Source organism: Pseudomonas sp. MDT2-39-1 (assembly GCF_054898085.1).
In genome coordinates this window covers 1,384,072-1,410,957 of sequence record NZ_CM142716.1, presented here as the reverse complement: position 1 = coordinate 1,410,957, position 26,886 = coordinate 1,384,072, and the positions used below count along the sequence as shown (strand labels likewise).

Here is a 26,886-nt window from a genome sequence, read left to right as displayed (position 1 = left end):
CCGTTCTTATCCAGGGAATGCTCATGGACACCAAATTGCTCGATATCCTCGCTTGCCCGGTCACCAAAGGCCCGCTCAAGCTCAGCGCCGACAAGACCGAGCTGATCAGCAAAGGCGCCGGCCTGGCTTACCCGATTCGTGACGGCATCCCGGTGATGCTTGAAACCGAAGCCCGCACCCTGACCACCGACGAGCGTCTGGATAAATGACCACAGCCTTTACCGTTGTCATTCCATCGCGTTATGCCTCGACCCGTCTGCCGGGCAAACCGCTGCTGCTGATCGCCGGCAAGCCGATGATCCAGCACGTCTGGGAACAGGCGTGCAAAAGCAGCGCCGAACGTGTGGTGGTCGCCACTGACGACCCGCGCATCGTTGAGGCGTGCAAGGCGTTTGGTGCCGAAGTGGTGCTGACCCGCGAAGATCACAATTCCGGTACTGATCGTCTGGCTGAAGTCGCCGAGAAGCTGGGCCTGGCCGCCGACGCCATAGTGGTCAACGTCCAGGGTGACGAACCGCTGATCCCGCCGAGCGTGATCGATCAGGTTGCCGCCAACCTGGCCGCCCACACCGAAGCGCGCATGGCCACCCTGGCCGAGCCGATCGAGGACGTGGAAACCCTGTTCAATCCCAACGTGGTCAAGGTCGTCAGCGACCTCAATGGCCTGGCGCTGACCTTCAGTCGCGCCACATTGCCGTGGGCCCGGGACGCGTTTGCCAAAAGCCGCGAGCAATTGCCGGAAGGCGTGCCGTATCGCCGCCACATCGGCATTTATGCCTACCGCGCCGGTTTCCTGCATGACTTCGTCAGCTGGGGCCCGTGCTGGCTGGAAAACACCGAGTCCCTGGAACAGCTACGTGCCTTGTGGCACGGCGTGCGGATTCACGTCGCCGACGCGCTGATCGCACCGCCCACCGGTGTCGACACCGTCGAAGACCTCGAGCGCGTTCGTCGCCTGCTGGAGGCCTGATGCGCGTTCTGTTCGTATGCCTGGGCAACATCTGCCGTTCTCCGACGGCCGAAGGTGTGCTGCGGCATAAATTGCGCGAAGCGGGCATGGTCGATCAAATCGAAGTCGCCTCCGCCGGCACCGGTGACTGGCATGTCGGCAAGGCACCGGACAAACGCAGCCAGGCCGCCGCCAAACTGCGCGGTTACGACCTCTCCGCCCAACGCGCGCAGCAAGTGACCCGTGCGGATTTCGCCACCTACGACCTGATTCTGGCAATGGACAACAGCAATCTGCGCAACCTCAAGGCCTTGCAACCGGCCAAGGGCAAGGCCGAACTGGACCTGTTCCTGCGTCGCTACGATTCGGAAATCGATGAAGTGCCGGACCCGTATTACGACGGCGACCAGGGCTTCGAGCAAGTGCTGGACCTGATCGAGCGCGCCAGTGATCGGCTGGTAATCGAATTGAAGGGACGGTTATGAGTTTGCAGGTTCAACCCCGGGTTTCGCTCAAGCCGTTCAATACGTTTGGTGTCGACGTCCAGGCCCGGTTGTTCGCCGAAGCGCGCAGCGATGCCGATGTGCGTGAAGCCCTGGCTTACGCGTCGGCCCATGACGTGCCATTGCTGGTGATTGGTGGCGGCAGCAACTTGTTGCTGACCGCCGATATCCAGGCGTTGGTGCTGCGCATGGCCACCCGCGGGATTCGTATCCTCAGCGATGACGGCAGCAAGGTGGTGATCGAAGCCGAGGCCGGCGAGCCTTGGCATCCATTCGTGCAACACACCCTGGCGCAGGGGTTGTCGGGGCTGGAGAACCTCAGCCTGATCCCCGGCACGGTCGGCGCGGCGCCGATGCAGAACATTGGCGCCTATGGCGTCGAGATCAAAGACGTGTTCGCTGGCCTCACCGCGCTGGATCGCCAGACCGGGGAGCTGCGCGACTTCACGTTGGCGCAGTGCAACTTCGCTTATCGCGACAGCCTGTTCAAACAGGAACCGGGGCGCTGGTTGATCCTGCGCGTGCGTTTCAACCTGGATCGCGCCGCGCACCTGCACTTGGAATACGGTCCGGTTCGTCAGCGCCTGACCGAGCAAGGCATCGATCATCCGACCGCCACCGATGTCAGTGAGGCAATCTGCAGCATTCGCAACGAAAAGCTCCCGGACCCGGCCGTGCTCGGCAATGCGGGCAGTTTTTTCAAGAACCCTCTGGTACCGGCGGCGCTGGTCGCGCAGCTGAAAAGCCAATACCCGGACCTGGTGGCCTACGCGCAACCCGATGGGCAGATGAAACTGGCGGCAGGCTGGTTGATCGAGCGTGCCGGCTGGAAAGGCTTTCGAGACGGCGATGCCGGCGTGCATAAGTTGCAGGCGCTGGTGCTGGTCAACTACGGCACCGCCACCGGCCTCCAGTTGCTGAACCTGGCGCAGCACATTCAGAAGGACATTTGCGAACGTTTCAAAGTCGACCTGGAAATGGAGCCGAATCAGTATTGAAGCTACGCTTTAATGACTGATCTCAAAGCCCTGCACACCTTCAACTGTGCAGGGCTTTTTTGTTAATGCTGGGTTAACTTAGCCCCCTAACGATGCATTCATTTGCTCCATCAAAGGCCGAGGCAGACGTTGCCGTTCGCTTTAAGAGAGCCTCATTAGCCTGAGCGGATCTGCGTGATGCCAACCGCCATCCCCTGGCGGCAGATTGCTCGACCCCATAACCCAAATCTATTAATTAGAAAAAATGGCGGCGTGCCTATGATTACCCTGAAGCTCAATGGTCAAGACCATCAACTCGACGTCACCGAGGATATGCCGCTGCTCTGGGCCATCCGCGACGTGGCCGGTTACAACGGCACCAAGTTCGGCTGCGGCATGGGCCTGTGTGGCGCGTGCACCATTCATATCGAGGGCGCTCCGGCGCGCAGTTGCATCACGCCGATTGGCTCGGTGGTCGGCCAGAACGTCACCACCATCGATAACCTGCACGTCGACCCGGTTGGGCAAGTCGTGCAACAAGCCTGGCTCGACACCGCCGTGGCCCAATGCGGTTTCTGCCAGGGTGGGCAGATCATGTCGGCGACGGCGCTGCTCAAGACCAACCCCAACCCCAGCGACGAACAGATCGAAGAGGCGATGGTCGGCAATATTTGCCGTTGCGGCACCTACAACCGCATCAAGACCGCCATCCGCCAGGCATCCACTCACCTTAAGGAGGCCAAGGCATGAGCCAGTTACCGAATGATTTTGCGTTGAGCAACCTCAGCCGCCGCGGCTTCCTGAAAGGGGTCGGCGCCACCAGTGCGCTGGTGCTGGTGGCCAGCTGGGGCTGGCAAGACGCTTTCGCCGAAGAAAAAGAGAAAAAATTCGGCGCCGACGGCATGCCCAATGGCTGGATCGATGATCCCAAGGTTTACATCAGCATTGCAGCTGACGGCATGGTGACGGTGGTCTGCAACCGCTCGGAAATGGGCCAGGGTGTGCGCACCAGCCTGACCATGGTGGTGGCCGATGAGCTGGACGCCGACTGGGCAATGATGAAAGTGCAGCAGGCGCCGGGCGACGAAATTCGTTTCGGTAACCAGGACACCGACGGTTCGCGCAGCATGCGTCACTGGTACGAACCGATGCGTCGTTGCGGTGCTGCCGCGCGGACCATGCTTGAACAAGCGGCTGCCGAGCAGTGGAAAGTGCCGGTCAGCGAGTGCCATGCGCAACTGCATAAAGTGGTGCACCAACCGACCGGTCGTGAACTGGGCTATGGCGCCCTGGCCGCGGCGGCGGGTGCGCTGGTAGTGCCGGCCCGTGACAGCCTGCGGCTTAAGCAGCCGTCGGAATTCCGCTACATCGGCAAGGAAGGCAGCAAGGCGATCGACGGTGCCGACATCGTCAATGGCCGCGCCATCTACGGTGCCGATGTGCATTTCGATGGCATGCTCTACGCCGTGATTGCACGTCCGGCGGTCTATGGCGGTACGGTTAAATCCGTGGACTCCAGCGCCGCAATGAAAGTCCCGGGCGTGATCAAAGTCATTCAGATCGAAGGCCGTCCGCTGCCGTCCGAGTTCCAGCCGTTAGGGGGTGTGGCCGTGGTGGCCAGTAACACCTGGGCTGCGATCAAGGGCCGCGAAGCGCTGATAATCGAGTGGGATGACGGCCCCAATGCCAGTTACGACTCGATCGCCTACCGCAAAGAGCTGGAAGCCTCGTCCCTCAAGCCCGGCAAAGTGGTGCGCAATACCGGCAACATCGACGACGCCATGAAAGGCGCCGACAGCACCCTAGAAGCCTCTTATTACCTGCCGCACCTGACGCAGGCGCCGATGGAACCGATGGTCGCCATCGCCCGGTTCAAGGAGGGTGTGTGTGAAGCCTGGGCGCCGAGCCAGGCGCCACAAGTCACCCGTGAACGGATTGGCGAACGCCTTGGCATTCCGTTCGATAAGGTCACGTTCAATGTCACCTTGCTGGGCGGCGGTTTCGGTCGCAAATCCAAACCGGACTTCATCATCGAAGCGGCGATCCTCGCCAAGGAATTCCCCGGCAAGGCAGTGCGGGTGCAATGGACCCGTGAAGACGACATCCACTGCTCTTACTTCCACACCGTGTCGGCCGAGTACCTGAAGGCCAGCCTGAACAAGGACGGCCTGCCCTCCGGTTGGTTGCACCGCACCGTCGCCCCGAGCATCACCGCACTGTTCGCCCCGGGCATGAACCACGAGGCGGCGTTCGAGTTGGGCATGGGCTTCACCAACATGGCCTACGCGATCCCCAACGTGCGCCTGGAAAACCCGGAAGCGGCGATCCATACCCGGGTCGGCTGGTATCGCTCGGTGTCGAACATTCCCCACGGGTTTGCGATTCAGAGCTTTGTCGATGAGCTGGCGTACAAGGCCAAGCAGGATCCACTCAAGTACCAGATCAAATTGCTTGGCCCGGACCGGCAGATCGATCCGCGCACCTTGAGCGAAGAGTGGAACTACGGCGAATCACCCGAGCGTTATCCGATCGACACCGGGCGGATGCGTACCGTGCTGGAAACTGCCGCCAAAGCTGCCGGTTGGGGGCGTGAGTTGCCCAAGGGCCGAGGCCTGGGCCTGGCGGTGCATTACAGCTTCGTCACCTATGTGGCGACGGTGATCGAGGTCGAAGTCAAAGACGACGGCACGCTGATCGTGCACAAGGCTGACATCGCGGTGGATTGCGGTCCGCAGATCAACCCCGAGCGGATTCGCGCTCAGTTCGAAGGTGCCTGCGTCATGGGCCTGGGCAATGCGGTGGTCGGGGAAATCAGTTTCAAGGACGGCATGGTGCAGCAGGACAACTTCCACATGTACGAAGTGGCGCGCATGTCGCTGGCGCCGAAGGAAGTGGCGGTGCATCTGGTCACGCCACCGGGCGTTGTGCCGTTGGGTGGTGTCGGCGAGCCAGGCGTACCGCCGATTGCGCCTGCGCTGTGTAACGCGATCTTCGCTGCCACCGGCCAGCGAATTCGCAGTTTGCCGGTTCGCTATCAGCTGCAAGGTTGGCAGAAGGCGCAGGCCTGATGGACAGCGCGGATCTGAACGTCCTGCGCAGCGTGCTGGAATGGCGCCGCGCCGGTCAGCGGGTGGTGTTGTACAGCGTGGTCCAGACATGGGGCACCGCGCCCCGGGCTCCGGGCGCGATGCTGGCGTTACGTGAAGATGGCGTGGTGATCGGCTCGGTGTCCGGTGGGTGTGTCGAGGATGATTTGATTGCCCGGTTGCACGATGGCCGGATCCCGTCTGACGGGCCGCCGGTGCAGTTGATCACCTACGGCGTCACCCGTGAGGAGGCCGCACGGTTTGGTTTGCCGTGCGGCGGCACGTTGCGCCTGACCGAGGAGCGGGTCGGCGATCCAGAGTGGGTCGCCGAGTTGCTGGCGCGCTGCGAGGACCATGAAATCGTCGCTCGCTCGCTGGATATTGCGACCGGTGAAGTGGTTTTGCAGGCGGCGAACAAAAGCGACGTACTGAGTTTTGACGGCAACACACTGCGCGCCATCTACGGTCCGCGTTGGCGGCTGTTGCTGATCGGTGCGGGGCAACTGTCCCGGTATGTCGCCGAGATGGCGCGGCTGCTGGATTTCGAAGTGCTGATCTGCGACCCGCGCAGCGAGTTTGTCTACGGTTGGGAAGAGCAGCACGGCCGTTTCGTCTCGGGGATGCCGGATGAGGCGGTGCTGAACATCCAGACTGACGAACGCACGGCCATTGTTGCCCTGACCCATGATCCGCGTCTGGATGACATGGCCTTGCTGACGGCGCTGGATTCCAGGGCTTTTTATGTCGGTGCCCTGGGCTCGCGGGTCAATAGCCTGAAGCGTCGTGAAAACCTGGCTCAGCTAGGCTTGTCACAACAGGCCATCGAGCGGCTGCACGGCCCGATTGGTTTGCACATCGGCAGCCACAGTCCCGCGGAAATCGCCTTGTCGCTGCTGGCCGAGATTGTGGCGATCAAGAACGGCGTCGAACTGAAGCAGAAGAAGCCGTTGCAGGAGGTTGTATGAGCGAATCCATCGGCGTCATCGTGCTGGCGGCGGGGCAGGGCAGTCGTTTCAGGCAGGTGGCGGGAGAGGACAAGGACAAGCTTCTGGCGGACTGCGCCGGTCGCGATGGCGCTGTTCGTTCGATGATCGAACAGGTGCTGGTGAATTTGCCGGCCAGCCTTGAGAAGCGCGTGCTGGTGACCACCGAAGATCGCCCGCAAGTGATGCGCATGGCTCAGGCGTATGGCTTCGAGATTGTGGTGATCGAGTCGACCGGGATGGGCGACAGCATTGCGGCCGGCGTGTCGGAGTGTCCAGCGCTCAGTGGCTGGTTGATTGTGCTGGGGGATATGCCGTTTATCTTACCGTCGAGTATTGAGCGGGTGGTGGCGGGGATTGCTGATGATTGCGTCAGTGTGCCCGTGCATGCGGGTGAGTACGGGCATCCGGTCGGTTTCGGTCGCAGTTTTGGGCCGGGGCTGATGGGGTTATCGGGTGATCATGGGGCCAAGCCATTGTTTGCCCAAGGCCGGGTGGTTGAAGTGGCGGTGGAGGATGCCGGGGTGTTGTGGGATGTGGATGTGCCTGCTGCATTAGTATTTTCCTGACACACCGTCTTCGCGGGCAAGCCTCGCTCCTACAGGTAGAGGTGTGCCGATGTTTTGTAATCGACGACAATCCTGTAGGAGCGAGGCTTGGTCCGGGCGGTGATCCGACGAAGAACGATAACGCGGTCTATCTGCTGCACCGCCCACATAAAAAAAGCCCCGCCTGGATCACCAGGCGGGGCTTTTTAGTGGCCGATGGAATCAGACGAGCGGTTTAGGCTCGTGTTCTTTTTCCAGGGCTTGCTCGTGTTGCTCTACCGCTTCCTGTACGGAGCGCGGCGCTTCTTCAATGACCGACTCGGCAGCAGGTGCCGCTTCGACCACTTCAGCAACAACCGGTGCAGGCTCGGCAGCGACAACCGCTTCAACCGGAGCAGCAGTGGCAGCCAGCTCGGCTTCCTTCTGCAGACGCTCGGCTTCACGCTTGCGACGACGCACTTCACGCGGGTCGTTCGGCGCACGGCCATTCTCGGTCAAGGCGCTGACCGGAGCTGCTTCAACGACCGGTGCAGCCACTTCGGCAACAACCGGCGCTTCAACCACCGGAGCAGGCTCGGCAGCAGCAACTACTGGCTCGGAGTACACAGCTTCAGCCACTGGGGCTTCAGCAACCGGTGCAGGTACTTCAACAGCCACCGGCTCGGCAACCCAGTTGAACGCGGTTTGTTCTTCACGAACTTCGCGCACAGCTTCGGTCACGGTTTCGCTGGAGGTTTCGACCGCTGGCTCGGCAGCAACCACTGGCTCGAAAACTGGAGCCGGCTCAACAACCGGCTCAGCTTCACGAACCGGCGCCACTTCGATTTCCGGAGCAGCAGTGGCTTCGACCGCTGTCGTCGCTTCTACCACTGGCGCTTCAACTGGAGCCGTTTCCAGGGTGGCGGCAGTCGCGCGTTCGGCTTGCTCGTTGGCTTGTGCTTCAGCCGGCGCGCTGATCACGGTGCTGGCAACGGCTGCGGTAACAGCCAGGCCGGCGGCCAGATCAGAAGTGCTTGGCGCTTCGTTGCTGTCATCAGCTTCGCTGCCTTCGGCGGACTCGGATTCTTCCGAACCTTCGATCACGTTGCCGTTGGCATCGCGTTGACGCTCGCGACGGTTGCTGCGACGACGCTGGCCACGGGAGCGGCGGCGTGGACGATCGCCTTCGGCGCCTTCCTGACCGTCTTCCTGCAGTTGCTCTTCGTTGGTCACCAGCTCTTCTTCGGCAACGGCGGCAGTTTGCTCGACACGTGGCTGACGTTCTTCACGCGGTGGGCGCGGAGCACGTTCTTCACGTGGCTGGCGAGCCGGACGCTCTTCAGCGGTCGCAGCAGCGGTAGCCGCAGCAGCTGGAGCCGTGGCATCCAGAGGTTCGCGCAGTTCACGCACTCGTTCTTCACGCTCGCCACGTGGCTTACGGTCTTCACGAGGCGCACGCGGTGCACGTTCTTCACGAGGAGCGCGTGGTGCGCGCTCTTCACGTGGAGCGCGTTCTTCGCGGGCTACTGCTGGGGCTTCTTCGCGGGCTTCGCGTGGTTGACGCTCTTCGCGTGGCTCACGTGGTGCGCGTTCTTCACGCGGTGCACGTTCCTCACGAGGCTTGCGCTCTTCATCGCGGCGACCGTTACGGTTGCGGCTCTGCTGACGACCATTGCGACGCTCTTCATTGCGGGCAGGGCGCTCGGTGGTCGCCGGTTTTTCAACAGCGGCCGGAGCAACAGGCTCTTCCTTGGTCGCAAACAGGCCGACCAGCGACTTCACCAGGCCTTTGAACAGGCTTGGCTCTGGCACAACGGCCGGAGCAGCAACCGGTGCGGCAACGACTTCGGTCGGAACCGGAGCGTTGGCGCGAGCCGGTGCTGTCTTGACCGCAGCTTCCTGGCGAACCAGGGTGCGGGTCGCAGCGGCTGGCTGGACTTCTTCGACTTCGGCAGCGGCAGCAGCGATTTCGTAGCTGGACTGGCCGACCGCGGCTTCCGGGCTGTCATCGCGCAGACGCTGAACTTCGAAGTGCGGCGTTTCGAGGTGATCGTTCGGCAGGATGACGATGCGGGCACGGGTGCGCAGTTCGATCTTGGTGATCGAGTTGCGTTTTTCGTTGAGCAGGAAGGCTGCGACCGGAATTGGCACTTGGGCGCGAACTTCGGCGGTACGGTCTTTCAGGGCTTCTTCTTCGATCAGGCGCAGAATCGCCAGGGACAGCGATTCAACGTCACGGATGATGCCGGTGCCGTTGCAACGCGGGCAAACGATGCCGCTGCTTTCGCCAAGCGATGGACGCAGGCGTTGACGGGACATTTCCAGCAGGCCGAAGCGCGAGATGCGACCGACTTGCACGCGAGCGCGGTCGGCTTCCAGGCATTCGCGGACTTTTTCTTCCACGGCGCGCTGGTTCTTGGCAGGGGTCATGTCGATGAAATCGATGACGATCAGGCCGCCGATGTCGCGCAAGCGCAACTGACGGGCGATTTCTTCGGCGGCTTCAAGGTTGGTCTGCAGCGCGGTTTCTTCGATGTCGCTGCCTTTGGTGGCGCGCGCCGAGTTGATGTCGATGGACACCAGGGCTTCGGTCGGATCGATGACGATGGAACCGCCGGAAGGCAGTTCGACGACGCGCTGGAAGGCGGTCTCGATCTGGCTTTCGATCTGGAAACGGTTGAACAGCGGAACGCTGTCTTCGTACAGCTTGATCTTGCTGGCGTACTGCGGCATCACCTGGCGGATGAAGGTCAGGGCTTCGTCCTGGGCTTCAACGCTGTCGATCAGCACTTCGCCGATGTCCTGGCGCAGGTAATCGCGGATGGCGCGGATGATCACGTTGCTTTCCTGGTAGATCAGGAATGGCGCGGAGCGATCCAGCGAGGCTTCTTTGATGGCGGTCCAGAGTTGCAGCAGGTAGTCGAGATCCCACTGCATTTCTTCGCTGCTGCGGCCCAGGCCGGCAGTGCGAACGATCAGACCCATGTCGGCCGGGGCAACCAGGCCGTTCAGGGCTTCACGCAGTTCGTTGCGCTCTTCACCTTCAATGCGACGGGAGATACCGCCGGCACGCGGGTTGTTCGGCATCAGCACCAGGTAACGACCGGCCAGGCTGATGAACGTGGTCAGGGCCGCGCCCTTGTTGCCACGTTCTTCTTTTTCTACCTGAACGATGACTTCCTGGCCTTCGCTCAGGACGTCCTTGATGTTGACGCGGCCTTCGGGGGCTTTCTTGAAGTATTCGCGGGAGATTTCTTTGAGGGGCAGGAAGCCGTGGCGCTCGGAGCCGAAATCGACAAAGGCAGCCTCAAGGCTTGGTTCGATGCGAGTAATCCGGCCTTTATAGATGTTGGCCTTCTTCTGCTCGCGTGCACCGGATTCGATGTCCAGGTCGTAGAGGCGTTGGCCATCTACCAGTGCAACACGCAACTCTTCGGGTTGAGTTGCGTTAATCAGCATTCTTTTCATGTAGTACCGTCGGTTTCCGGGCTGCCGGAAACGGCGTTCGGCACACACGACTTCTCACGGTCGGTGTCAGGTGCGTCGGGAGTGGTTGGCCATTCCCGTGTCCAGCGATGTCCGGCCAATTGGGCCGTTATCGCGACGTACGCGTCCTGCTTGCTGTGGCTACTTAAGCACTCAGTCAGGAGGAGGAATCAACCAGCGGCTGTGGACGAGATGAAGCGTCTTGATAAAGCCTATTGCTACACAGTCCAGCGGTTGTGCATCTCCACCCTACACGTATCCCTGATAATTCGGGTGCTGCCGCGCGCAGAATCCGCAGCGGGTTGGCATTTACCGTGAGCTCCGAAGGGGGAGGTCACGCATCATGGCTAATTTAGGCGTTGTTTCCGAAGCGTTCGCTCGGGGTCGTCCGTAGCCGACTGCACTTTGTGAACTGGCCGTGAATATTGGCTCGAAAGGCGAGTGAAAACTCTGCTTTGCGGCTTGATTCAGGCCTCATGTCACCTGCGCTCGTTACAGCTGCAAACTCCACCGTTACGTAGCGAAAGCCCCGTAGGACGGCCTCGCGCCCTGGTGAATTGCGTTGGTCAGGGCCGGTTTTTGACCGTTAGTCCGCTGTCCAGGCCGCTTTTGGCGGCGTTCGCGACTATAGCAGCAATGATTAAGTGCTTCAATTCCATAAAAAATTGTTATCATCCGCGGCATGACGACTACTGCCCCTTCGACCCCAGCCGTACAACTGCTGGAGGTCTCGCCGGAATATGCCGGCCAACGTATTGATAACTTCCTTCTCGCTCGGCTCAAAGGCGTGCCCAAGACTTTGATTTACCGCATTTTGCGCAAGGGCGAAGTGCGAGTGAACAAAGGTCGGATCAAGCCCGAATACAAGCTGCAGGCGGGCGATATCGTGCGCGTGCCGCCGGTTCGCGTGCCTGAGCGTGACGAGCCGGTGCCGTTGGCCCAGGGCCTGCTGCAACGCCTCGAGGCCTCGATTGTGTTCGAGGACAAGGCGTTGATCGTGATCAACAAGCCTTGCGGCATCGCGGTTCATGGCGGCAGCGGACTGACTTATGGGGTGATCGAAGCCTTTCGTCAGTTGCGTCCCGACTGCAAGGAGCTCGAACTGGTTCACCGTCTCGACCGTGACACCTCCGGCCTGCTGATGATCGCCAAGAAGCGCAGCATGCTGCGTCACTTGCACACGGCATTGCGCGGTGATGGCGTCGACAAGCGCTATATGGCGCTGGTCCGCGGTAACTGGGCGGCCTCGATCAAGCAGGTTCGTGCGTCGCTCGGCAAGAGCAATCTGCGTTCCGGCGAGCGTATGGTCGAGGTCGACGAGGAGGAGGGCAAGGAGTCTGTGACCGTGTTCAAGGTCCTGCGTCGTTTCGGCGACTTTGCCACCCTGATCGAAGCCAAGCCGATCACCGGCCGGACTCACCAGATCCGCGTTCATACCCTGCACGCCGGGCATTGCATCGCTGGCGATACCAAGTATGGCGATGAAGGTTTCAGTAAGGAAATCCGCGATCTGGGCGGCAAACGCTTGTTCCTGCACGCCTACCTGCTGACCGTGCCGCTGCCGGATGGCGGTGAGTTGAAGTTGCAGGCGCCAGTGGACGAAATGTGGGCCAAGACCGTGGAGCGCCTGAGTGCACCCCTCTGATTACAAGCTGCTGATTTTCGATTGGGACGGCACGCTGGCTGACTCCATTGGTCGGATTGTCGAGGCAATGCATGTCGCGTCCGAGCGGTCGGGGTTTCAGTTGCGTGATGATTTTGCAGTCAAGGGCATTATCGGTCTGGGCCTGCCTGAGGCTATTCGCACGTTGTACCCCGAAATTGGCGATGACGAGCTGGTAGCGTTCCGGCAGCACTATGCGGATCACTACATCGCCGCCGAAGCCGTGCCCTCGCCGCTGTTCGAAGGTGTGGTCGAGTCGATGGAGGCGTTTCGTGCCGAGGGTTATCATCTGGCTGTGGCGACGGGCAAGGCCCGTCGCGGGCTGGATCGGGTGCTGAAAGCTCACGGCTGGGAAGATTATTTCGATATCACCCGCGCCGCCGATGAAACCGCCAGCAAGCCTCATCCGCTGATGCTTGAGCAGATTCTCGCCCATTGCGAAGTTCAGCCGGGGCAGGCGCTGATGGTCGGTGATTCGTCCTTCGATTTGCAGATGGCGCGTAACGCCGGCATGCATTCGGTGGCGGTCAGTTATGGCGCTCAATCGATCGAGGCGCTGAGGCTGTTCGAGCCGCGACTGGCCATTGATCGTTTTTCAGAATTGCATGCCTGGCTGAGTCAGCGGGCTTAATAGGTTTTTGCTGGGGTAGATGTCATGACCGACGAATGGAAAGCGCCCGCCAAGGCGAGTGCAGAGAGCGGTGACGAAAAAAGCTGGAAGCTGCTGGAAAAGACCTTGCTGGCCAGTGTCCAGGAGCAGCGCCGGTCTCGTCGCTGGGGGATTTTCTTCAAGCTGCTGACCTTTGTGTATCTGATTGGCGCGTTGATTCTGTTCACGCCGCTGATGGACATGGAAAAAGGCGCGGCCCGTGGTTCCCACTACACGGCGTTGATCGACGTGACCGGCGTGATTGCTGATAAGGAGCCGGCCAGCGCTGACAACATCGTCGGCAGTCTGCGTGCAGCCTTCGAGGATGATAAGGTCAAGGGTGTGATCCTGCGCATCAACAGCCCGGGCGGCAGTCCGGTGCAGTCGGGTTACGTGTATGACGAGATCGTGCGTTTGCGCGGCTTGCACCCGGACACCAAGGTGTACGCAGTGATCTCCGATCTGGGGGCATCCGGTGCTTACTACATCGCCAGCGCGGCTGATCAGATTTACGCCGACAAGGCGAGCCTGGTCGGTTCCATTGGTGTGACGGCGGCCGGTTACGGCTTTGTCGGCACCATGGAGAAGCTTGGTGTCGAGCGTCGGACCTACACGTCGGGCGAGCACAAGTCATTCCTCGACCCGTTCCAGCCGCAAAAGCCTGAGGAAACTCGGTTCTGGCAGGGCGTGCTGGATACCACGCACCAGCAGTTCATCAACAGCGTGAAGAAGGGCCGTGGCGACCGTCTCAAGGACAAAGAGCATCCGGAGCTGTTCTCCGGGCTGGTCTGGAACGGGGAGCAGGCATTGCCGCTGGGTTTGATCGATGGTCTGGGGAATGCCAGCTCGGTGGCACGTGATGTGATTGGCGAGAAAGAGTTGGTGGATTTCACCGTTCAGGAATCGCCGTTCGATCGCTTCTCGAAGAGGCTCGGTGCCAGCGTGGCTGAGCAACTGGCGATGTGGATGGGCTTTAACGGTCCGTCGTTGCGCTGATCTCTGGCAGCACAAAAAACCGGCCCAAGTGGCCGGTTTTTACATTTGCACGGTTGTGGTGTTCAGGGGATTTGCACGCCTTCGGCCAGCAGCATGTCGATCAGGCGAATCAGCGGCAGGCCGATCAGGCTGGTGGCGTCAGGGCCTTCGGTGCTTTGAAACAGGCTGACCCCTAAACCTTCAGCCTTGAAGCTGCCAGCGCAGTCGTAGGGTTGTTCAGCGCGCAGGTAGCGCTCGATGCGTGCCGGGTCCAGCGTGCGCATGTGCACGGTGAAGGGCACGCAGTCGACCTGGCAGTCGCCGGTCTCGCTGTTGAGCAGTGCCAGGCCCGTCAGGAAGGTCACGCTGGCACCGCTCGAAGCCAGCAGTTGTTCACGGGCCTTCTCGAAGGTGTGGGGTTTGCCGATAATCCGTTCGCCGAGGACTGCGACCTGATCGGAGCCGATGATCAGATGTGTGGGATGGCTGCGGGCAAGTGCCCGGGCTTTTTCTGTGGCGAGGCGTTTTACCAGCTCAATGGCAGACTCGCCCGGGCGATGGCTTTCATCGATATCCGGTGAGCTGCAGGTGAACGGCAGCTGCAAGCGGGCCAGCAATTCCCGGCGATAAACCGAGCTTGAAGCGAGTAATAAAGGCAGCATGCGCATCTCCTGAAGACAGGCGCGAATTCTACCGAGGCTTCCAAGTGACGGACAGGGCTGAATTTCCTTTGACATGGCTGGGTGCATCCCTATAATGCTGCGCCTATGTTGAATGACCCGATTCCACCTCACGTTGACCCGCGCAAATTGGCTGACCGTGGCACCACCCTTCAAGGTGAACTGCTGCTGGCCGATTTGGAGAGACTCTGCGACCCGCTTTCCGACACTGTCGGTACGGTGCAGGCTAAATTCGTTTTTGAACGAGATGAACGTAAGTCTGTGGTAATCCACAGCTTTATCGACACCGAAGTCAAAATGGTTTGCCAGCGTTGTCTTGAGCTGGTCACCCTGCCGATCCATAGCGAATGCAGTTATGCTGTGGTGAAGGAGGGTGCGAATACCCAGTCGTTGCCGAAAGGTTATGACGTGCTGGAACTGGGCGAAGATCCTTTGGATCTGCAGTCACTGATCGAGGAGGAGCTTCTGCTCGCCTTGCCCATTGTGCCTGCTCATCATCCGGAAGAATGCCAGCAGCCGGCGGGTCTCGATGAGCCCGAACCGAGCGAGGACGAGGTAACGCGGTCCAACCCGTTCAGTGTATTGGCGCAGTTAAAGCGTGACCCAAACGTTTAGGAGTTAATCAATTATGGCTGTTCAGCAGAACAAAAAATCCCGCTCTGCCCGTGACATGCGTCGTTCGCACGACGCCCTGACGGCAAGCACTCTGTCTGTAGAAAAAACCACCGGTGAAATTCACCTGCGTCACCATGTATCGCCAGAAGGCGTATACCGTGGCCGTAAAGTGATCGACAAGGGCGCTGACGAGTAATCACTTGTCTGCTCAAGTCATCGCGATTGACGCAATGGGCGGGGACTTCGGTCCCCGCAGCATTGTTCAGGCCAGCCTTGCTTGCCTGTCTGCTACACCCTCGTTGCACCTGACCCTCGTCGGTCAACCCTCCCTACTTGAAGAATTGCTCTCTGGCCAATCGGCTGTGGATCGCTCGCGTCTGTCGATTGCTCCGGCATCCGAAGTCATCACCATGGACGAAAAGCCTGCCCAGGCGTTGCGCGGCAAGCCTGATTCGTCGATGCGTGTGGCGCTGGAGTTGCTGCGCGATGGCAAGGTGCAGGCCTGTGTCAGTGCCGGCAATACCGGTGCGCTGATGGCGTTGTCGCGGTTTGTGCTCAAGACGTTGCCGGGCATCGATCGACCGGCGATGGTTGCGGCGATTCCAACGCAGAAGGGTTATTGCCAGTTACTCGATCTGGGCGCCAATGTCGATTGCAGCGCCGAACACCTGTTGCAGTTCGCAATCATGGGGTCGGTGGCGGCGGAAGCCTTGGGTATCGTTCGCCCGCGTGTGGCCTTGCTGAACATCGGCACCGAAGACATCAAGGGCAATCAGCAGGTCAAGCTCGCTGCAACCTTGTTGCAAAGTGCCCGTGGTATCAATTACATCGGCTTCGTCGAAGGTGACGGTTTGTACCGTGGCGAGGCGGACGTGGTGGTGTGTGACGGCTTTGTCGGCAATATCCTGCTCAAGTCCAGCGAAGGCCTGGCGACCATGATTGCCGGGCGAATCGAAGCCTTGTTCAAGAAAAACCTTGCCTCGAAAATGGTCGGCGCGTTGGCGCTGCCGCTGATGAGGCGCTTGCAAGCCGATCTGGCACCTGCGCGGCATAACGGCGCAAGTTTCCTGGGTTTGCAGGGGATTGTGGTGAAAAGCCACGGTTCGGCCGGGGTCCAGGGTTTCCAGAGTGCGATTTCCCGGGCGCTGATCGAGATCCAGGAAAACCTGCCGGAACGCATTCACGGTCGTCTGGAGGAATTGTTGCTTTAGGCGTTTTCGTCGGACAATGCTTAAATGTGACCGCTCAGTTCAATTGGCCATCCAACTGTCAGTTTCTTGCGTCCCCCAAGCGGGACGTCAAATTCTCCGACGACAAGATCATTAGGGGCTTGTTACATGTCTGCTTCCCTCGCATTCGTCTTTCCAGGACAGGGTTCGCAGTCCCTCGGCATGCTGGCCGAGTTGGGCGCGCAACATCCGGTTGTCCTCGAAACATTCAAAGAAGCTTCCTTTGCTCTGGGTTACGACCTGTGGGCACTGACCCAGCAAGGGCCGGAAGAGCAACTCAATCAAACCGATAAAACCCAGCCGGCCATTCTGACCGCCTCGATCGCCTTGTGGCGTCTGTGGCTGGCTGAAGGCGGCGCGCGTCCGGCTTATGTTGCCGGTCACAGCCTGGGCGAGTACAGCGCGCTGGTCGCGGCTGGCAGCATCAGCCTGGGCGACGCGGTCAAGCTGGTTGAGCGCCGTGGTCAGTTGATGCAAGAGGCCGTTCCGGCCGGGCAGGGCGGCATGGCCGCGATCCTCGGTCTGGACGACGCTGACGTGTTGGCAGCCTGTGCCGAAGCGGCGCAAGGCGAAGTGGTCAGTGCGGTCAACTTCAACTCCCCGGGCCAGGTGGTTATCGCCGGTGCCAAGGCTGCGGTCGAACGCGCCATCGAAGGCTGCAAGGCGCGGGGTGCCAAGCGCGCCATGCCACTGCCGGTCAGTGTGCCTTCTCACTGCGAATTGATGCGTCCGGCAGCCGAGCGTTTCGCCGAGTCGATCGCTGCGATCAACTGGCAAGCGCCGCAGATCCCGGTTGTACAGAACGTCAGCGCTACCGTGCCGGCCGATCTGGAAACCCTCAAGCGCGATCTGCTTGAGCAGCTCTACAAGCCTGTGCGCTGGGTCGAATCGGTCCAGGCGCTGGCCGCCAAGGGCGCGACCCAGTTGGTCGAATGCGGTCCTGGCAAAGTGCTGGCCGGCCTGAACAAGCGCTGCGCCGAAGGCGTGTCGACATCCAACCTCAATACCCCAGACGCCTTTGCTGCCGCCCGCGCAGCCTTGGCCTGAATCAGGAGAAGCTTGCATGAGTCTGCAAGGTAAAGTTGCACTGGTCACCGGTGCGAGCCGCGGTATCGGCCAGGCTATCGCCCTGGAATTGGGTCGTCAGGGCGCCATCGTTATCGGCACCGCGACGTCTGCCTCGGGTGCCGAGCGCATTGCCGCTACCCTGAAAGAAAACGGTATTCAAGGCACTGGCCTGGAACTCAACGTCACCAGCGACGAGTCCGTTGCTGCAGTACTGGCGAGCATCACTTCGCAGTTCGGGGCGCCGGCGATCCTGGTCAATAATGCCGGTATCACCCGCGATAATCTGATGATGCGCATGAAAGATGACGAATGGCATGACGTCGTCGATACCAATTTGAACAGTCTGTTCCGCCTGTCCAAGGGCGTTTTGCGCGGCATGACCAAAGCCCGTTGGGGACGAATTATCAGTATTGGCTCGGTTGTGGGTGCCATGGGCAACGCAGGCCAAGTAAACTACGCAGCCGCCAAGGCCGGTCTGGAAGGTTTCAGCCGTGCACTGGCGCGTGAAGTCGGATCGCGTTCGATTACGGTAAACTCGGTGGCTCCTGGGTTCATCGACACCGATATGACCCGCGAACTGCCCGAGGCACAGCGTGAAGCCTTGCAGACGCAGATTCCGCTGGGCCGTCTGGGGCAAGCACAAGAGATCGCGTCTGTGGTCGCTTTTCTTGCATCCGACGGTGCGGCTTACGTTACTGGGGCTACAATCCCGGTGAATGGCGGGATGTACATGAGTTAAATGTGACGGGTTGCTTCAAAAAAATGTCATACGAGCTGTCTAAAATCCGTTATAAAGCTGCAATCTATTTATAGGCAGAGGGCCACCGGGTTTGAGGAGTGAAGCTTTCAGTTGAAAAACTGAAAAGTCTTTCTATACACTTACCCACTGGCCAGCTGCCTGAATTTGTCCATTAGGAGTGAAAACAAGGTATGAGCACCATCGAAGAGCGCGTCAAGAAAATCGTTGCTGAGCAACTGGGCGTTAAAGAAGAAGAAGTGGTCAACTCTGCTTCCTTCGTTGAAGACCTGGGTGCCGACTCCCTTGACACCGTTGAGCTGGTGATGGCTCTGGAAGAGGAATTCGAGACCGAAATCCCTGACGAAGAAGCTGAGAAGATCACTACTGTACAAGCTGCAATCGATTACGTTACAAACCACCAGGCTTAATAGCTTGTAATCGTTGCTTGCTGTCATGGAAAAACCGCACTGCCTCATGGCGTGCGGTTTTTTCTTTAGGCCTGATGCAAAGTCGTCATTTGAAAAAGGAGAGTGCTGTGTCGCGTAGACGCGTCGTAGTCACCGGTATGGGTATGTTGTCGCCACTGGGCACGGATGTGCCGAGCAGTTGGCAGGGCATTCTGGCTGGCCGCAGTGGCATTGGTCTGATCGAACACACCGACCTTTCTGCCTATTCCACCCGTTTTGGCGGCTCGGTAAAGGGCTTCAATGTCGAGGAATACCTGTCGGTCAAGGAAGCTCGCAAGCTCGACCTGTTCATTCAATACGGTCTGGCCGCAGGTTTTCAGGCAGTTCGTAACGCCGGTCTGGAAGTCACCGACGCCAACCGTGAGCGCATCGGCGTGGCCATGGGTTCGGGTATTGGCGGTCTGACCAATATCGAAGAAACCAGCCGCACCCTGCATGATTCCGGCCCACGACGGATTTCTCCGTTTTTCGTGCCTGGCTCGATCATCAATATGATTTCCGGTTTTCTGTCCATCCACTTGGGTGCACAGGGACCTAACTACGCCATCGCCACCGCGTGTACCACCGGTACGCACTGCATCGGCATGGCAGCCCGAAACATCATGTACGACGAAGCCGACGTGATGATTGCCGGCGGCGCCGAGATGGCGGCGTGCGGTCTGGGCATGGGCGGCTTCGGTGCCTCCCGTGCACTGTCGACCCGCAACGACGAGCCGACCCGCGCCAGCCGTCCATGGGACAAGGGTCGTGATGGCTTCGTGTTGTCCGATGGTGCCGGCGCGCTGGTTCTCGAAGAACTGGAACACGCCAAGGCGCGCGGCGCGACCATCTACGCCGAGCTGATCGGTTTCGGCACCAGTGGCGATGCGTTCCACATGACGTCGCCTCCGGCAGACGGTGCAGGTGCTGCGCGTTGCATCACCAACGCCCTGCGTGATGCGAAGATCAATAGCGATCAGGTTCAGTACATCAACGCCCACGGCACCTCGACGTCGGCCGGCGACCTCGCCGAAGCCTGTGCGATCAAGTCGGTGTTCGGCGATCACGCCTACAAACTGGCCGTCAGTTCGACCAAGTCCATGACCGGTCACCTGTTGGGTGCAGCAGGTGCGGTCGAGGCGATCTTCAGTGTGCTGGCAATCAACAGCCAGGTGGCTCCACCGACCATCAACCTCGATGAGCCGGATGAAGGCTGCGATCTTGATTTCGTTCCGCACACCGCGCGCAATATGGATATCGATGTGGTGCTGTCCAACTCCTTCGGATTTGGTGGTACCAACGGCTCGCTGGTGTTCCGCCGGTTCGCTGACTGATGGACAGTTGGGTCGACGGTCAGCCGGCTGACACTTTGTCGCTGAAAGATCGCGGCCTGGCTTACGGTGATGGTCTGTTCGAGACCATTGCCGTGCGAGGCGGGCAACCGTTGCTGCTGGACCGACATCTGGCGCGTCTGGTCGATGGCTGTTTGCGCCTGGCGATTGCTGCCGATCATGAGTTGATCCGCAGTGAGCTGCTGGCCTATGCCAGCACACTGAAGGAGGGTGTGCTCAAACTCATCATCACCCGCGGCGACAGTCTGCGTGGTTACGCCCCCGATCCCTCGGCTCAGGCCCGACGTATTCTGCAAGGCAATCCTCCCGCGGCTTATCCTGCCGTTCATGGCGAGCAGGGCGTTCGCCTGTTCCCTTGTGCGACACGCCTGTCCAGGCAACCACTGCTTGCCGGCCTCAAACACCTTAACCGTCTGGAGCAAGTGATTGCTCGCGCTGAATGGCAAGATACGGAGCATGCCGAAGGCTTGATGCTTGATCTGGCGGGGCGCGTGATCGAAGGTGTGTTCAGCAACCTGTTCCTGATCCGCGATGGCGTGTTGATCACGGCTGATTTGAAGCGCTGTGGCGTGGCCGGCGTAATGCGTGCCGAGTTATTGTTTCAAGCCGAGTCATCGGGGATCCCCACACAAATCACCGACATCAGCCTGGATCAGCTGCAATGGGCCGATGAAGTCTTTGTCTGCAACAGCGTGTATGGCGTTTGGCCGGTGCGCGCCTATGCTGCGCTGAGCTGGTCGGTTGGGCCGCTCACCCGTAAACTCCAAACCATTGCCCGCGCGCTACTGGATGCTTGATACGTGAGACGTAAATTCTTGCTGCTGCTGGAAACCGGATTGGTTCTTGCAGGGCTGTGTCTGGGCGCCTCCGCCTGGAAAATTCATTCGGCGCTGGAACAGCCGCTCAACATCACCCAGGAAGAACTGCTGGAAGTGCCCAAAGGCACGACGCCTACCCGCACTTTCTATCGACTCGAAGCCGATGGCGTCATCAAGGACGCTTTCTGGTTGCGCGTCTATTGGCGTTTCAATCTGGCCGGACAGCCCTTGCACAAGGGCGAATACCGCATGCAACCCGGCATGACCGTCGAGGGGCTGATCGACCTGTGGAAGCGTGGCGATATTGTTCAGTACAGCCTGACCCTGGTCGAAGGCTGGAATTTCCATCAGGTCCGTGCGGCGCTGGCCAAGGATGAAAAACTCGAGCAGACCCTGAACGGTTTGAGCGATAGCGAGGTGATGGACAAACTCGGACACACCGGGATCTTTCCCGAAGGACGATTCTTCCCCGACACCTACCGCTTCGTGCGTGGCATGACTGACGTCGAGCTGCTGAAGAAAGCCTACGACCGCCTCGACGAAGTCCTCGCCAAGGAGTGGGGCCAGCGCTCGGCTGACGTGCCGTACACCGAGCCCTATCAGGCGCTGATCATGGCCTCGCTGGTGGAAAAGGAAACCGGTGTGCCACAAGAGCGCGGGCAGATCGCTGGCGTGTTTGTGCGGCGCATGGCGATTGGCATGCTGTTGCAGACCGATCCGACAGTGATCTATGGCCTGGGTGATCGCTACAGCGGCAAATTGACCCGTGCCCATCTAAAGGAAGCCACGCCGTACAACACCTACATGATTTCGGGCCTGCCGCCGACACCGATTGCCATGGTCGGCCGTGAAGCGATCCATGCCGCGTTGAACCCGGTGGCGGGCAACAGCCTCTACTTCGTCGCTCGCGGTGATGGTAGCCACGTGTTCTCCGATGATCTGGATGCCCACAATAATGCGGTGCGTGAGTTCCAGCTCAAGCGTCGTGCCGACTACCGTTCCAGCCCGGCACCGGCCTCGTCGCCGGAAATCCAGAATGGCGAAACGCCGGAGGCCGAAGCGCCGATTCCGGCCGCTTCGCCCAACTCCGATCCCGAGACTGTGCCACCCGTAGCGCCCCAAGAGCCCGTTGCTGCACCCGCTCCGGAGCCTGAGCCTGAGCCTGAGCCCGAACCTGTGCCCGAGCCGGACGCAACCGCGCCGCAAAACCCGCAATGACCCTGATTAAGGACTGCCTGTGACTGGCTTGTTTATTACCCTGGAAGGCCCGGAAGGCGCCGGCAAAAGCACCAACCGCGAATACTTGGCCGAGCGCCTGCGTGCCGCCGGTATCGAGGTTGTGCTGACCCGCGAGCCGGGTGGTACGCCGTTGGCCGAGCGGATTCGCGAAGTGTTGTTGGCGCCGGTTGATGAAGTCATGAACCCCGACACCGAGTTGTTGCTGGTGTTTGCCGCGCGTGCCCAGCATCTGGCCGAGGTGATTCGCCCGGCGCTGGCCCGCGGTGCGGTGGTCTTGTGTGATCGTTTTACCGATTCGACCTACGCCTATCAGGGCGGCGGTCGCGGTTTGTCGCTGGAGCGCATCGCGGCCATTGAAGCGTTTGTCCAGGGTGATTTGCGCCCGGACCTGACGCTGATCTTTGATCTGCCGGTGGAAGTGGGTCTGGCTCGCGCCAGTGCTCGCGGTCGCCTGGACCGGTTCGAACTCGAAGGCCGGACCTTTTTCGATGCCGTGCGCAGTGCTTTCCTCAAGCGTGCTGAAGCGGATCCTGCGCGTTATGTCCTGGTCGACGCCGCCCAGCCGCTGGCGCAGGTTCAGCAGTCACTGGATGCGTTGCTGCCGCGTTTGCTGGAGTTGACTCGTGGCTGAAGCCTACCCGTGGCAGGACAGCCTCTGGCAGCAGTTGGCCGGTCGCAAGCAACATGCTCACGCCTATCTGCTGCATGGCCCGGCCGGGATCGGCAAGCGCGCGCTGGCCGAGCGCTTGATGGCCAGTTTACTGTGCCAGCGTCCCTCCGCCCAGGATGCCTGCGGCGAATGCAAATCCTGCCTGCTGCTCAAGGCCGGCAGCCACCCCGACAATTACATCCTGGAACCGGAAGAAGCCGACAAGGCGATCAAGGTCGATCAGGTGCGTGATCTGGTCAGCTTCGTGGTCCAGACCGCGCAGATGGGCGGCCGCAAAGTGGTGCTGATCGAGCCGGCCGAGGCGATGAACATCAACGCCGCCAACGCCTTGCTCAAAAGCCTTGAAGAACCTTCCGGCGATACTGTTTTGCTGTTGGTCAGCCACCAGACCAGCCGTCTGCTGCCGACCATCAAGAGCCGCTGCGTGCAGCAGGCCTGTCCGCTGCCGAGCAAAGCGATGAGTCTTGCCTGGCTGGCCAAGGCCCTGCCGGACAGCTCGGAAGAAGAGCGTATCGAACTGCTGACCCTGGCCGCCGGCTCCCCGCTGGCCGCGGTCAAGTTGCAGACACAGGGCGTGCGTGAGCAACGGGCACTGGTGGTCGAAGGCGTGAAGAAGTTGCTCAAACAGCAACAATCGCCGACGCAGTTGGCCGAAGAATGGAAAACCGTCCCGCAGTTGCTGTTGTTCGACTGGTTCTGTGACTGGTCGAGTCTGATCCTGCGCTATCAGTTGACCCAGGATGAAGCAGGACTGGGATTGACGGACATGCGCAAGGTCATTCAATACCTGGCGCAGAAAACCGCTCAGGATAAAGTCTTGAGTATTCAGGACTGGATTCTCGCCCAGCGCCAGAAGGTCATGAGCAAAGCCAACCTCAATCCGGCATTGTTGCTCGAGGCGCTGCTGGTGCAATGGGCATCCTTGCCTACCCAGAAGTGATCGTCTGTGCCTAGACTCTGATCATCAGCAATGGAGGTCAGCATGAATGAAGCCGTTAATCCGGGGCCGCGCAACGGCATTTTGTCCCTGACCATCAAGGACAAGTCCGTGCTTTATGCGGCCTACATGCCATTCATCAAGAACGGTGGCCTGTTTATCCCGACCGACAAGAGCTACAAGTTGGGCGATGAGGTATTCATGCTGTTGAACCTGATGGATGAGGCCGAGAAGATTCCAGTCGCCGGCAAAGTTGCCTGGATTACTCCTAAAGGCGCGCAGGGCAACCGTGCAGCCGGGGTCGGCGTACAATTCAACGACGGCGATAACACCGCGCGCAGTCGAATCGAAACCCATCTGGCCGGAGCCATGAAGTCCGACCGTCCCACTCATACGATGTAAGTTGCAGCCTTTTTATGCTCGTAGATTCCCATTGCCACCTCGATCGTCTTGACCTCGCCGCCCACGACGGCTCCCTGGATGCCGCGCTCGATGCGGCCCGCCAGCGCGGGGTAGGGCACTTTCTGTGTATCGGCGTCAGCGTCGAAAATACCGCGGACGTCAAAGCCCTGGCCGAACGTTATGACGACGTCGACTGTTCGGTGGGTGTGCATCCACTGGATGTACAGCCGGGTGCCGCGCCGGCGCTGGATTGGCTGTTGCGTGAGCTCAATCATCCGCGAGTGGTGGCGATTGGTGAAACCGGTCTGGACTATCACTACGAGCCAGAAGCCGCGGAGTTGCAGCAGGAATCGTTTCGCTTGCACCTGCAGGCCGCGCAGCAAACCGGTAAACCGGTGATCATCCATACCCGTGGTGCCCGGGAGGATACGTTGAGTTTGCTGCGCGAGGCCGCGTTGCCTCAGGCGGGTGTGTTGCATTGCTTCACTGAAGACTGGGACATGGCCAAGGCCGCGCTGGACATGGGTTATTACATTTCCCTGTCCGGTATTGTCACTTTTCGCAATGCTGATGCGCTGCGTGACGTCGCCAGTAAAGTGCCGGCTGATCGATTGTTGGTGGAAACCGACTCGCCGTACCTGGCGCCGATCCCTTTTCGCGGCAAACCGAACCTGCCGCAGTACGTACGCGAGGTTGCGGAATTTTTGGCAATGTTGCGTGGTGAGTCCTACGAGCGATTTGCCGAGCAGACCACTGAAAACTTCAAGCGGCTGTTTCCGCTGGCGCATGTGAAAGGCTAAATCGCAGGCAAAAAAAACCCGGGTTCTGGGGGGTGAATCCGGGTTAAGACCATTAGGAGTAAAACAAAGGCACGCGGTCCGTTGGTACCTATATCGACGCGACACTTGGGGGAGATGCCCCGCCGACAGTTCAAGTATTGATCAGTATTGCGCCGAGTCCAGTTTGCCGACCCAGGTTTTTTAAACAATTTTGGAATACAGCCGCTTCGGAAGTGTTCTCATCAGCTGGCGAACCTGTGTGAAATGATCAAGAAACACAGATATGGTCGGATGATCCGTGCATTTTGGCGCAAGTTAGGCATAATACGCGGCTTCGAATTTTGACCCCAACAGACCTTTTCTTATGCATAAAGAACCTCGTAAGGTCCGTGAGTTTCGTCGCCGCGAGCAAGAAATTCTCGATACCGCGCTCAAGCTGTTCCTCGACCAAGGTGAAGACAGTGTCACCGTCGAGATGATTGCTGATGCCGTCGGTATCGGCAAAGGCACGATCTATAAGCATTTCAAATCCAAGGCGGAGATCTATCTGCGTCTGATGCTCGACTACGAGCGTGATCTGAACGAGCTGTTGCATTCGGCTGATGTCGACAAGGACAAGGAAGCCCTGTCCCGGGCCTACTTCGAATTCCGCATGCGCGACCCGCAACGCTATCGCTTGTTCGATCGCCTGGAAGAGAAGGTGGTCAAGGGCAACCAGGTGCCGGAGATGGTCGAGGAGCTGCACAAGATCCGCGCCTCGAACTTCGAACGCCTGACCTTGCTGATCAAGGGCCGGATCAGCGAAGGCAAGCTCGAAGACGTGCCGCCTTACTTCCATTACTGCGCGTCCTGGGCGCTGGTGCACGGTGCTGTGGCGCTGTATCACTCGCCGTTCTGGAGCAATGTGCTGGAAGATCAGGAAGGTTTCTTCCAGTTCCTGATGGATATCGGCGTGCGCATGGGCAACAAGCGCAAACGCGATACCGACACCCCGAGCAGCTGAACCATTCAGTTGCCTTATCGCGCCATGATTTCGCTATATGGCGCAGTACCTCAGGAATATACTCAGGCATAGGACTTGCTAAAACTTGATTTGTGAGTCAAGTTTTGCGCGTTCGAATTCCTTTTGCCGGAGTGATCCATGATCGTTGACCGTCAAGGCAGGCGTTTCCGCAATTTGCGGATCAGCCTCACCTCAGCCTGCAATTACGCGTGTACTTACTGCGTGCCTAACGGCAAGCGGCTGGTGGCTGCGCAGGATGAATTGTCGGCCGAGGCCATGGCACGCGGCGTGGCGTATCTGATCGAAGCGGCGGGCATTGAGCGGTTGCGCATCACCGGTGGCGAGCCGCTGGTCAGCCCCAAGCTCGAAGCCTTCATGACCGCCGTCGGCAAGATGGGCCTGGAAGACATCAGCCTGACCACCAATGGTCAGTTGCTGGCGAAAAAGCTGCCATTGCTGGTGGACGCCGGCATCCGTCGCATCAACGTTTCCCTCGATACCCTGGACGCCCGCGCGTTCCGCAGCATTGCCCGTGGCGGAGATCTCGCGACCGTGCTCGACGGGATGGATCAGGCCAAGGCCGCCGGCTTGAAAATCAAGGTCAACATGGTGCCATTGCGCGGGCAAAACCTCGATCAGGTGATGCCGCTGCTCGATTACTGCCTGGAGCGTGGCTATGAGTTGCGCTTCATCGAGTTGATGCGCATGGGCCACTTGGCCAGCGACAACAACGCCTTCCTGCAACAGTTCGTCAGCCTTCAGCAGTTGTTGAGCCTGATCGGCGAGCGCTACGAATACCTGCAAGCCGATGCGCCTGTAGACGCGACTGCCGTGCGCTATGAAATACCGGGGTTAGGCCACTTTGGCGTGATTGCCAACGAAAGCGTTCCCTTCTGCCGGACCTGCTCGCGCCTGCGCCTGTCATCCACCGGATGGCTGCATGGTTGTTTGTCGTCGAGCAATCGCCACTATGTCGGCGATCTGTTGGACAAGCCACGCCATCAGGCATTGCCGGCGTTGCAGCGGCTTCTGGTGAAAGCCTTGGGGGACAAGCAGGAGGTGGCGTTTTCGGGTGGTGCGACCGTCATGAAGATTATTGGCGGCTGATCGG

The 26,886-nt window shown here is 59.9% G+C and carries 28 protein-coding genes; 26 read left to right on the top strand and 2 right to left on the bottom strand.

The genetic code is table 11. The features are described from left to right. The first annotated feature begins 23 nt into the window (after positions 1–23). From ACYZTM_RS06965 to ACYZTM_RS06930, 8 genes are all read left to right on the top strand, one after another. Positions 24–209, top strand: coding sequence for a Trm112 family protein (locus ACYZTM_RS06965; protein WP_010461887.1), 186 nt, complete (start codon positions 24–26; stop codon positions 207–209). Beyond that, positions 206–970, top strand: coding sequence for a 3-deoxy-manno-octulosonate cytidylyltransferase (gene kdsB, locus ACYZTM_RS06960; RefSeq protein WP_131062740.1), 765 nt, complete (start codon positions 206–208; stop codon positions 968–970). Before ACYZTM_RS06965 ends, kdsB begins: the two co-directional genes overlap by 4 nt. Next, entirely contained in the window at positions 970–1,434 is a 465-nt protein-coding gene (locus ACYZTM_RS06955) for a low molecular weight protein-tyrosine-phosphatase (protein ID WP_131062739.1), read from the top strand. The genes kdsB and ACYZTM_RS06955 overlap by 1 nt, the downstream gene beginning before the upstream one ends. Continuing rightward, the gene (gene murB, locus ACYZTM_RS06950; RefSeq protein WP_461987819.1) at positions 1,431–2,450 is read left to right on the top strand and encodes a UDP-N-acetylmuramate dehydrogenase; all 1,020 of its coding nucleotides are present in this window, start codon (positions 1,431–1,433) and stop codon (positions 2,448–2,450) included. The genes ACYZTM_RS06955 and murB overlap by 4 nt, the downstream gene beginning before the upstream one ends. 258 nt (positions 2,451–2,708) lie before the next feature. Further along, on the top strand, positions 2,709–3,179 hold the full coding sequence (locus ACYZTM_RS06945) for a (2Fe-2S)-binding protein (protein WP_131062737.1): 471 nt from the start codon (positions 2,709–2,711) through the stop codon (positions 3,177–3,179). After that, positions 3,176–5,497 (top strand): xanthine dehydrogenase family protein molybdopterin-binding subunit, encoded by a 2,322-nt coding sequence (locus ACYZTM_RS06940; RefSeq protein ID WP_461987816.1) that lies wholly within the window; start codon positions 3,176–3,178, stop codon positions 5,495–5,497. The genes ACYZTM_RS06945 and ACYZTM_RS06940 overlap by 4 nt, the downstream gene beginning before the upstream one ends. Then, positions 5,497–6,480 carry an XdhC family protein gene (locus ACYZTM_RS06935; protein ID WP_131062735.1) on the top strand — a complete coding sequence of 328 codons (984 nt, stop codon included), beginning with the start codon at positions 5,497–5,499 and terminating at the stop codon, positions 6,478–6,480. Before ACYZTM_RS06940 ends, ACYZTM_RS06935 begins: the two co-directional genes overlap by 1 nt. Then, positions 6,477–7,067, top strand: coding sequence for a nucleotidyltransferase family protein (locus ACYZTM_RS06930; protein ID WP_461987814.1), 591 nt, complete (start codon positions 6,477–6,479; stop codon positions 7,065–7,067). The genes ACYZTM_RS06935 and ACYZTM_RS06930 overlap by 4 nt, the downstream gene beginning before the upstream one ends. A 201-nt stretch (positions 7,068–7,268) precedes the next feature. On the opposite strand, the gene rne is transcribed toward ACYZTM_RS06930, so the two are convergent. Then, on the bottom strand, positions 7,269–10,493 hold the full coding sequence (rne, locus tag ACYZTM_RS06925) for a ribonuclease E (protein WP_461987812.1): 3,225 nt from the start codon (positions 10,491–10,493) through the stop codon (positions 7,269–7,271). A gap of 700 nt (positions 10,494–11,193) precedes the next feature. Between rne and rluC the strand changes: the two genes are divergently transcribed. From rluC to ACYZTM_RS06910, 3 genes are read left to right on the top strand one after another with little or no spacing between them, the layout of a single operon-like run. Continuing rightward, positions 11,194–12,156: a 23S rRNA pseudouridine(955/2504/2580) synthase RluC gene (gene rluC / locus ACYZTM_RS06920; protein ID WP_131062732.1), complete on the top strand. Its 963-nt coding sequence runs from the start codon at positions 11,194–11,196 to the stop codon at positions 12,154–12,156. After that, positions 12,143–12,805, top strand: coding sequence for an HAD-IA family hydrolase (locus ACYZTM_RS06915; RefSeq protein ID WP_461987810.1), 663 nt, complete (start codon positions 12,143–12,145; stop codon positions 12,803–12,805). The genes rluC and ACYZTM_RS06915 overlap by 14 nt, the downstream gene beginning before the upstream one ends. 24 nt (positions 12,806–12,829) lie before the next feature. After that, complete coding sequence (locus tag ACYZTM_RS06910) at positions 12,830–13,819, top strand: S49 family peptidase (protein ID WP_461987808.1); 990 nt, start codon at positions 12,830–12,832, stop codon at positions 13,817–13,819. A 62-nt stretch (positions 13,820–13,881) separates the two neighbouring features. Here ACYZTM_RS06910 and ACYZTM_RS06905 read toward each other — a convergent pair whose 3' ends face one another. Next, positions 13,882–14,460, bottom strand: a complete 579-nt coding sequence (locus tag ACYZTM_RS06905) for a Maf family protein (protein ID WP_461987806.1) — start codon at positions 14,458–14,460, stop codon at positions 13,882–13,884. A gap of 105 nt (positions 14,461–14,565) precedes the next feature. Here ACYZTM_RS06905 and ACYZTM_RS06900 point away from each other — a divergent pair, with 105 nt between their 5' ends. The 15 genes from ACYZTM_RS06900 (at position 14,566) to ACYZTM_RS06830 (ending at position 26,882) form a co-directional block, all read left to right on the top strand. Beyond that, positions 14,566–15,093 (top strand): YceD family protein, encoded by a 528-nt coding sequence (locus tag ACYZTM_RS06900; RefSeq protein ID WP_004371317.1) that lies wholly within the window; start codon positions 14,566–14,568, stop codon positions 15,091–15,093. Between the two features lie 13 nt (positions 15,094–15,106). After that, complete coding sequence (gene rpmF / locus ACYZTM_RS06895) at positions 15,107–15,289, top strand: 50S ribosomal protein L32 (RefSeq protein WP_008152339.1); 183 nt, start codon at positions 15,107–15,109, stop codon at positions 15,287–15,289. Positions 15,290–15,293: 4 nt separating this feature from the next. After that, positions 15,294–16,304 (top strand): phosphate acyltransferase PlsX, encoded by a 1,011-nt coding sequence (gene plsX, locus ACYZTM_RS06890; protein ID WP_461987804.1) that lies wholly within the window; start codon positions 15,294–15,296, stop codon positions 16,302–16,304. Positions 16,305–16,430: 126 nt separating this feature from the next. Continuing rightward, positions 16,431–17,369, top strand: coding sequence for an ACP S-malonyltransferase (gene fabD, locus ACYZTM_RS06885; protein WP_461987802.1), 939 nt, complete (start codon positions 16,431–16,433; stop codon positions 17,367–17,369). A 16-nt stretch (positions 17,370–17,385) separates the two neighbouring features. Then, positions 17,386–18,129, top strand: a complete 744-nt coding sequence (fabG, locus tag ACYZTM_RS06880; protein ID WP_282375706.1) for a 3-oxoacyl-ACP reductase FabG — start codon at positions 17,386–17,388, stop codon at positions 18,127–18,129. Positions 18,130–18,320: 191 nt separating this feature from the next. Then, complete coding sequence (acpP, locus tag ACYZTM_RS06875; protein ID WP_259495633.1) at positions 18,321–18,557, top strand: acyl carrier protein; 237 nt, start codon at positions 18,321–18,323, stop codon at positions 18,555–18,557. A gap of 107 nt (positions 18,558–18,664) precedes the next feature. Then, a complete protein-coding gene (gene fabF / locus ACYZTM_RS06870) occupies positions 18,665–19,909 on the top strand; it encodes a beta-ketoacyl-ACP synthase II (protein WP_131062725.1) in 1,245 nt (414 codons plus the stop codon). Beyond that, positions 19,909–20,724 carry an aminodeoxychorismate lyase gene (gene pabC / locus ACYZTM_RS06865; protein WP_461987799.1) on the top strand — a complete coding sequence of 272 codons (816 nt, stop codon included), beginning with the start codon at positions 19,909–19,911 and terminating at the stop codon, positions 20,722–20,724. Before fabF ends, pabC begins: the two co-directional genes overlap by 1 nt. A 3-nt stretch (positions 20,725–20,727) precedes the next feature. After that, on the top strand, positions 20,728–21,963 hold the full coding sequence (gene mltG, locus ACYZTM_RS06860) for an endolytic transglycosylase MltG (protein WP_461987796.1): 1,236 nt from the start codon (positions 20,728–20,730) through the stop codon (positions 21,961–21,963). A gap of 19 nt (positions 21,964–21,982) precedes the next feature. Then, positions 21,983–22,615, top strand: a complete 633-nt coding sequence (gene tmk / locus ACYZTM_RS06855) for a dTMP kinase (protein WP_461987794.1) — start codon at positions 21,983–21,985, stop codon at positions 22,613–22,615. Then, on the top strand, positions 22,608–23,594 hold the full coding sequence (locus tag ACYZTM_RS06850; RefSeq protein WP_131062721.1) for a DNA polymerase III subunit delta': 987 nt from the start codon (positions 22,608–22,610) through the stop codon (positions 23,592–23,594). The genes tmk and ACYZTM_RS06850 overlap by 8 nt, the downstream gene beginning before the upstream one ends. 42 nt (positions 23,595–23,636) lie before the next feature. Continuing rightward, entirely contained in the window at positions 23,637–23,993 is a 357-nt protein-coding gene (locus ACYZTM_RS06845; RefSeq protein ID WP_461987792.1) for a PilZ domain-containing protein, read from the top strand. A 14-nt stretch (positions 23,994–24,007) separates the two neighbouring features. Next, entirely contained in the window at positions 24,008–24,793 is a 786-nt protein-coding gene (locus ACYZTM_RS06840) for a TatD family hydrolase (RefSeq protein ID WP_461987790.1), read from the top strand. Between the two features lie 343 nt (positions 24,794–25,136). Continuing rightward, entirely contained in the window at positions 25,137–25,775 is a 639-nt protein-coding gene (locus ACYZTM_RS06835; protein WP_008152317.1) for a TetR/AcrR family transcriptional regulator, read from the top strand. 138 nt (positions 25,776–25,913) lie between these two features. Continuing rightward, positions 25,914–26,882, top strand: coding sequence for a GTP 3',8-cyclase MoaA (locus ACYZTM_RS06830; protein ID WP_131062718.1), 969 nt, complete (start codon positions 25,914–25,916; stop codon positions 26,880–26,882). Positions 26,883–26,886: the final 4 nt, after the last annotated feature.

Excerpts from the sequence above, each read along its gene's own strand:
- ACYZTM_RS06965 (WP_010461887.1), top strand. The coding sequence starts at position 24 with ATGGACACCAAATTGCTCGATATCCTCGCTTGCCCGGTCACCAAAGGC.
- kdsB (WP_131062740.1), top strand. The coding sequence starts at position 206 with ATGACCACAGCCTTTACCGTTGTCATTCCATCGCGTTATGCCTCGACC.
- ACYZTM_RS06955 (WP_131062739.1), top strand. The coding sequence starts at position 970 with ATGCGCGTTCTGTTCGTATGCCTGGGCAACATCTGCCGTTCTCCGACG.
- murB (WP_461987819.1), top strand. The coding sequence starts at position 1,431 with ATGAGTTTGCAGGTTCAACCCCGGGTTTCGCTCAAGCCGTTCAATACG.
- ACYZTM_RS06945 (WP_131062737.1), top strand. The coding sequence starts at position 2,709 with ATGATTACCCTGAAGCTCAATGGTCAAGACCATCAACTCGACGTCACC.
- ACYZTM_RS06940 (WP_461987816.1), top strand. The coding sequence starts at position 3,176 with ATGAGCCAGTTACCGAATGATTTTGCGTTGAGCAACCTCAGCCGCCGC.
- ACYZTM_RS06935 (WP_131062735.1), top strand. The coding sequence starts at position 5,497 with ATGGACAGCGCGGATCTGAACGTCCTGCGCAGCGTGCTGGAATGGCGC.
- ACYZTM_RS06930 (WP_461987814.1), top strand. The coding sequence starts at position 6,477 with ATGAGCGAATCCATCGGCGTCATCGTGCTGGCGGCGGGGCAGGGCAGT.
- rne (WP_461987812.1), bottom strand. The coding sequence starts at position 10,493 with ATGAAAAGAATGCTGATTAACGCAACTCAACCCGAAGAGTTGCGTGTT.
- rluC (WP_131062732.1), top strand. The coding sequence starts at position 11,194 with ATGACGACTACTGCCCCTTCGACCCCAGCCGTACAACTGCTGGAGGTC.
- ACYZTM_RS06910 (WP_461987808.1), top strand. The coding sequence starts at position 12,830 with ATGACCGACGAATGGAAAGCGCCCGCCAAGGCGAGTGCAGAGAGCGGT.
- ACYZTM_RS06905 (WP_461987806.1), bottom strand. The coding sequence starts at position 14,460 with ATGCTGCCTTTATTACTCGCTTCAAGCTCGGTTTATCGCCGGGAATTG.
- ACYZTM_RS06900 (WP_004371317.1), top strand. The coding sequence starts at position 14,566 with ATGTTGAATGACCCGATTCCACCTCACGTTGACCCGCGCAAATTGGCT.
- rpmF (WP_008152339.1), top strand. The coding sequence starts at position 15,107 with ATGGCTGTTCAGCAGAACAAAAAATCCCGCTCTGCCCGTGACATGCGT.
- fabD (WP_461987802.1), top strand. The coding sequence starts at position 16,431 with ATGTCTGCTTCCCTCGCATTCGTCTTTCCAGGACAGGGTTCGCAGTCC.
- fabG (WP_282375706.1), top strand. The coding sequence starts at position 17,386 with ATGAGTCTGCAAGGTAAAGTTGCACTGGTCACCGGTGCGAGCCGCGGT.
- acpP (WP_259495633.1), top strand. The coding sequence starts at position 18,321 with ATGAGCACCATCGAAGAGCGCGTCAAGAAAATCGTTGCTGAGCAACTG.
- pabC (WP_461987799.1), top strand. The coding sequence starts at position 19,909 with ATGGACAGTTGGGTCGACGGTCAGCCGGCTGACACTTTGTCGCTGAAA.
- ACYZTM_RS06845 (WP_461987792.1), top strand. The coding sequence starts at position 23,637 with ATGAATGAAGCCGTTAATCCGGGGCCGCGCAACGGCATTTTGTCCCTG.
- ACYZTM_RS06840 (WP_461987790.1), top strand. The coding sequence starts at position 24,008 with ATGCTCGTAGATTCCCATTGCCACCTCGATCGTCTTGACCTCGCCGCC.
- ACYZTM_RS06835 (WP_008152317.1), top strand. The coding sequence starts at position 25,137 with ATGCATAAAGAACCTCGTAAGGTCCGTGAGTTTCGTCGCCGCGAGCAA.
- ACYZTM_RS06830 (WP_131062718.1), top strand. The coding sequence starts at position 25,914 with ATGATCGTTGACCGTCAAGGCAGGCGTTTCCGCAATTTGCGGATCAGC.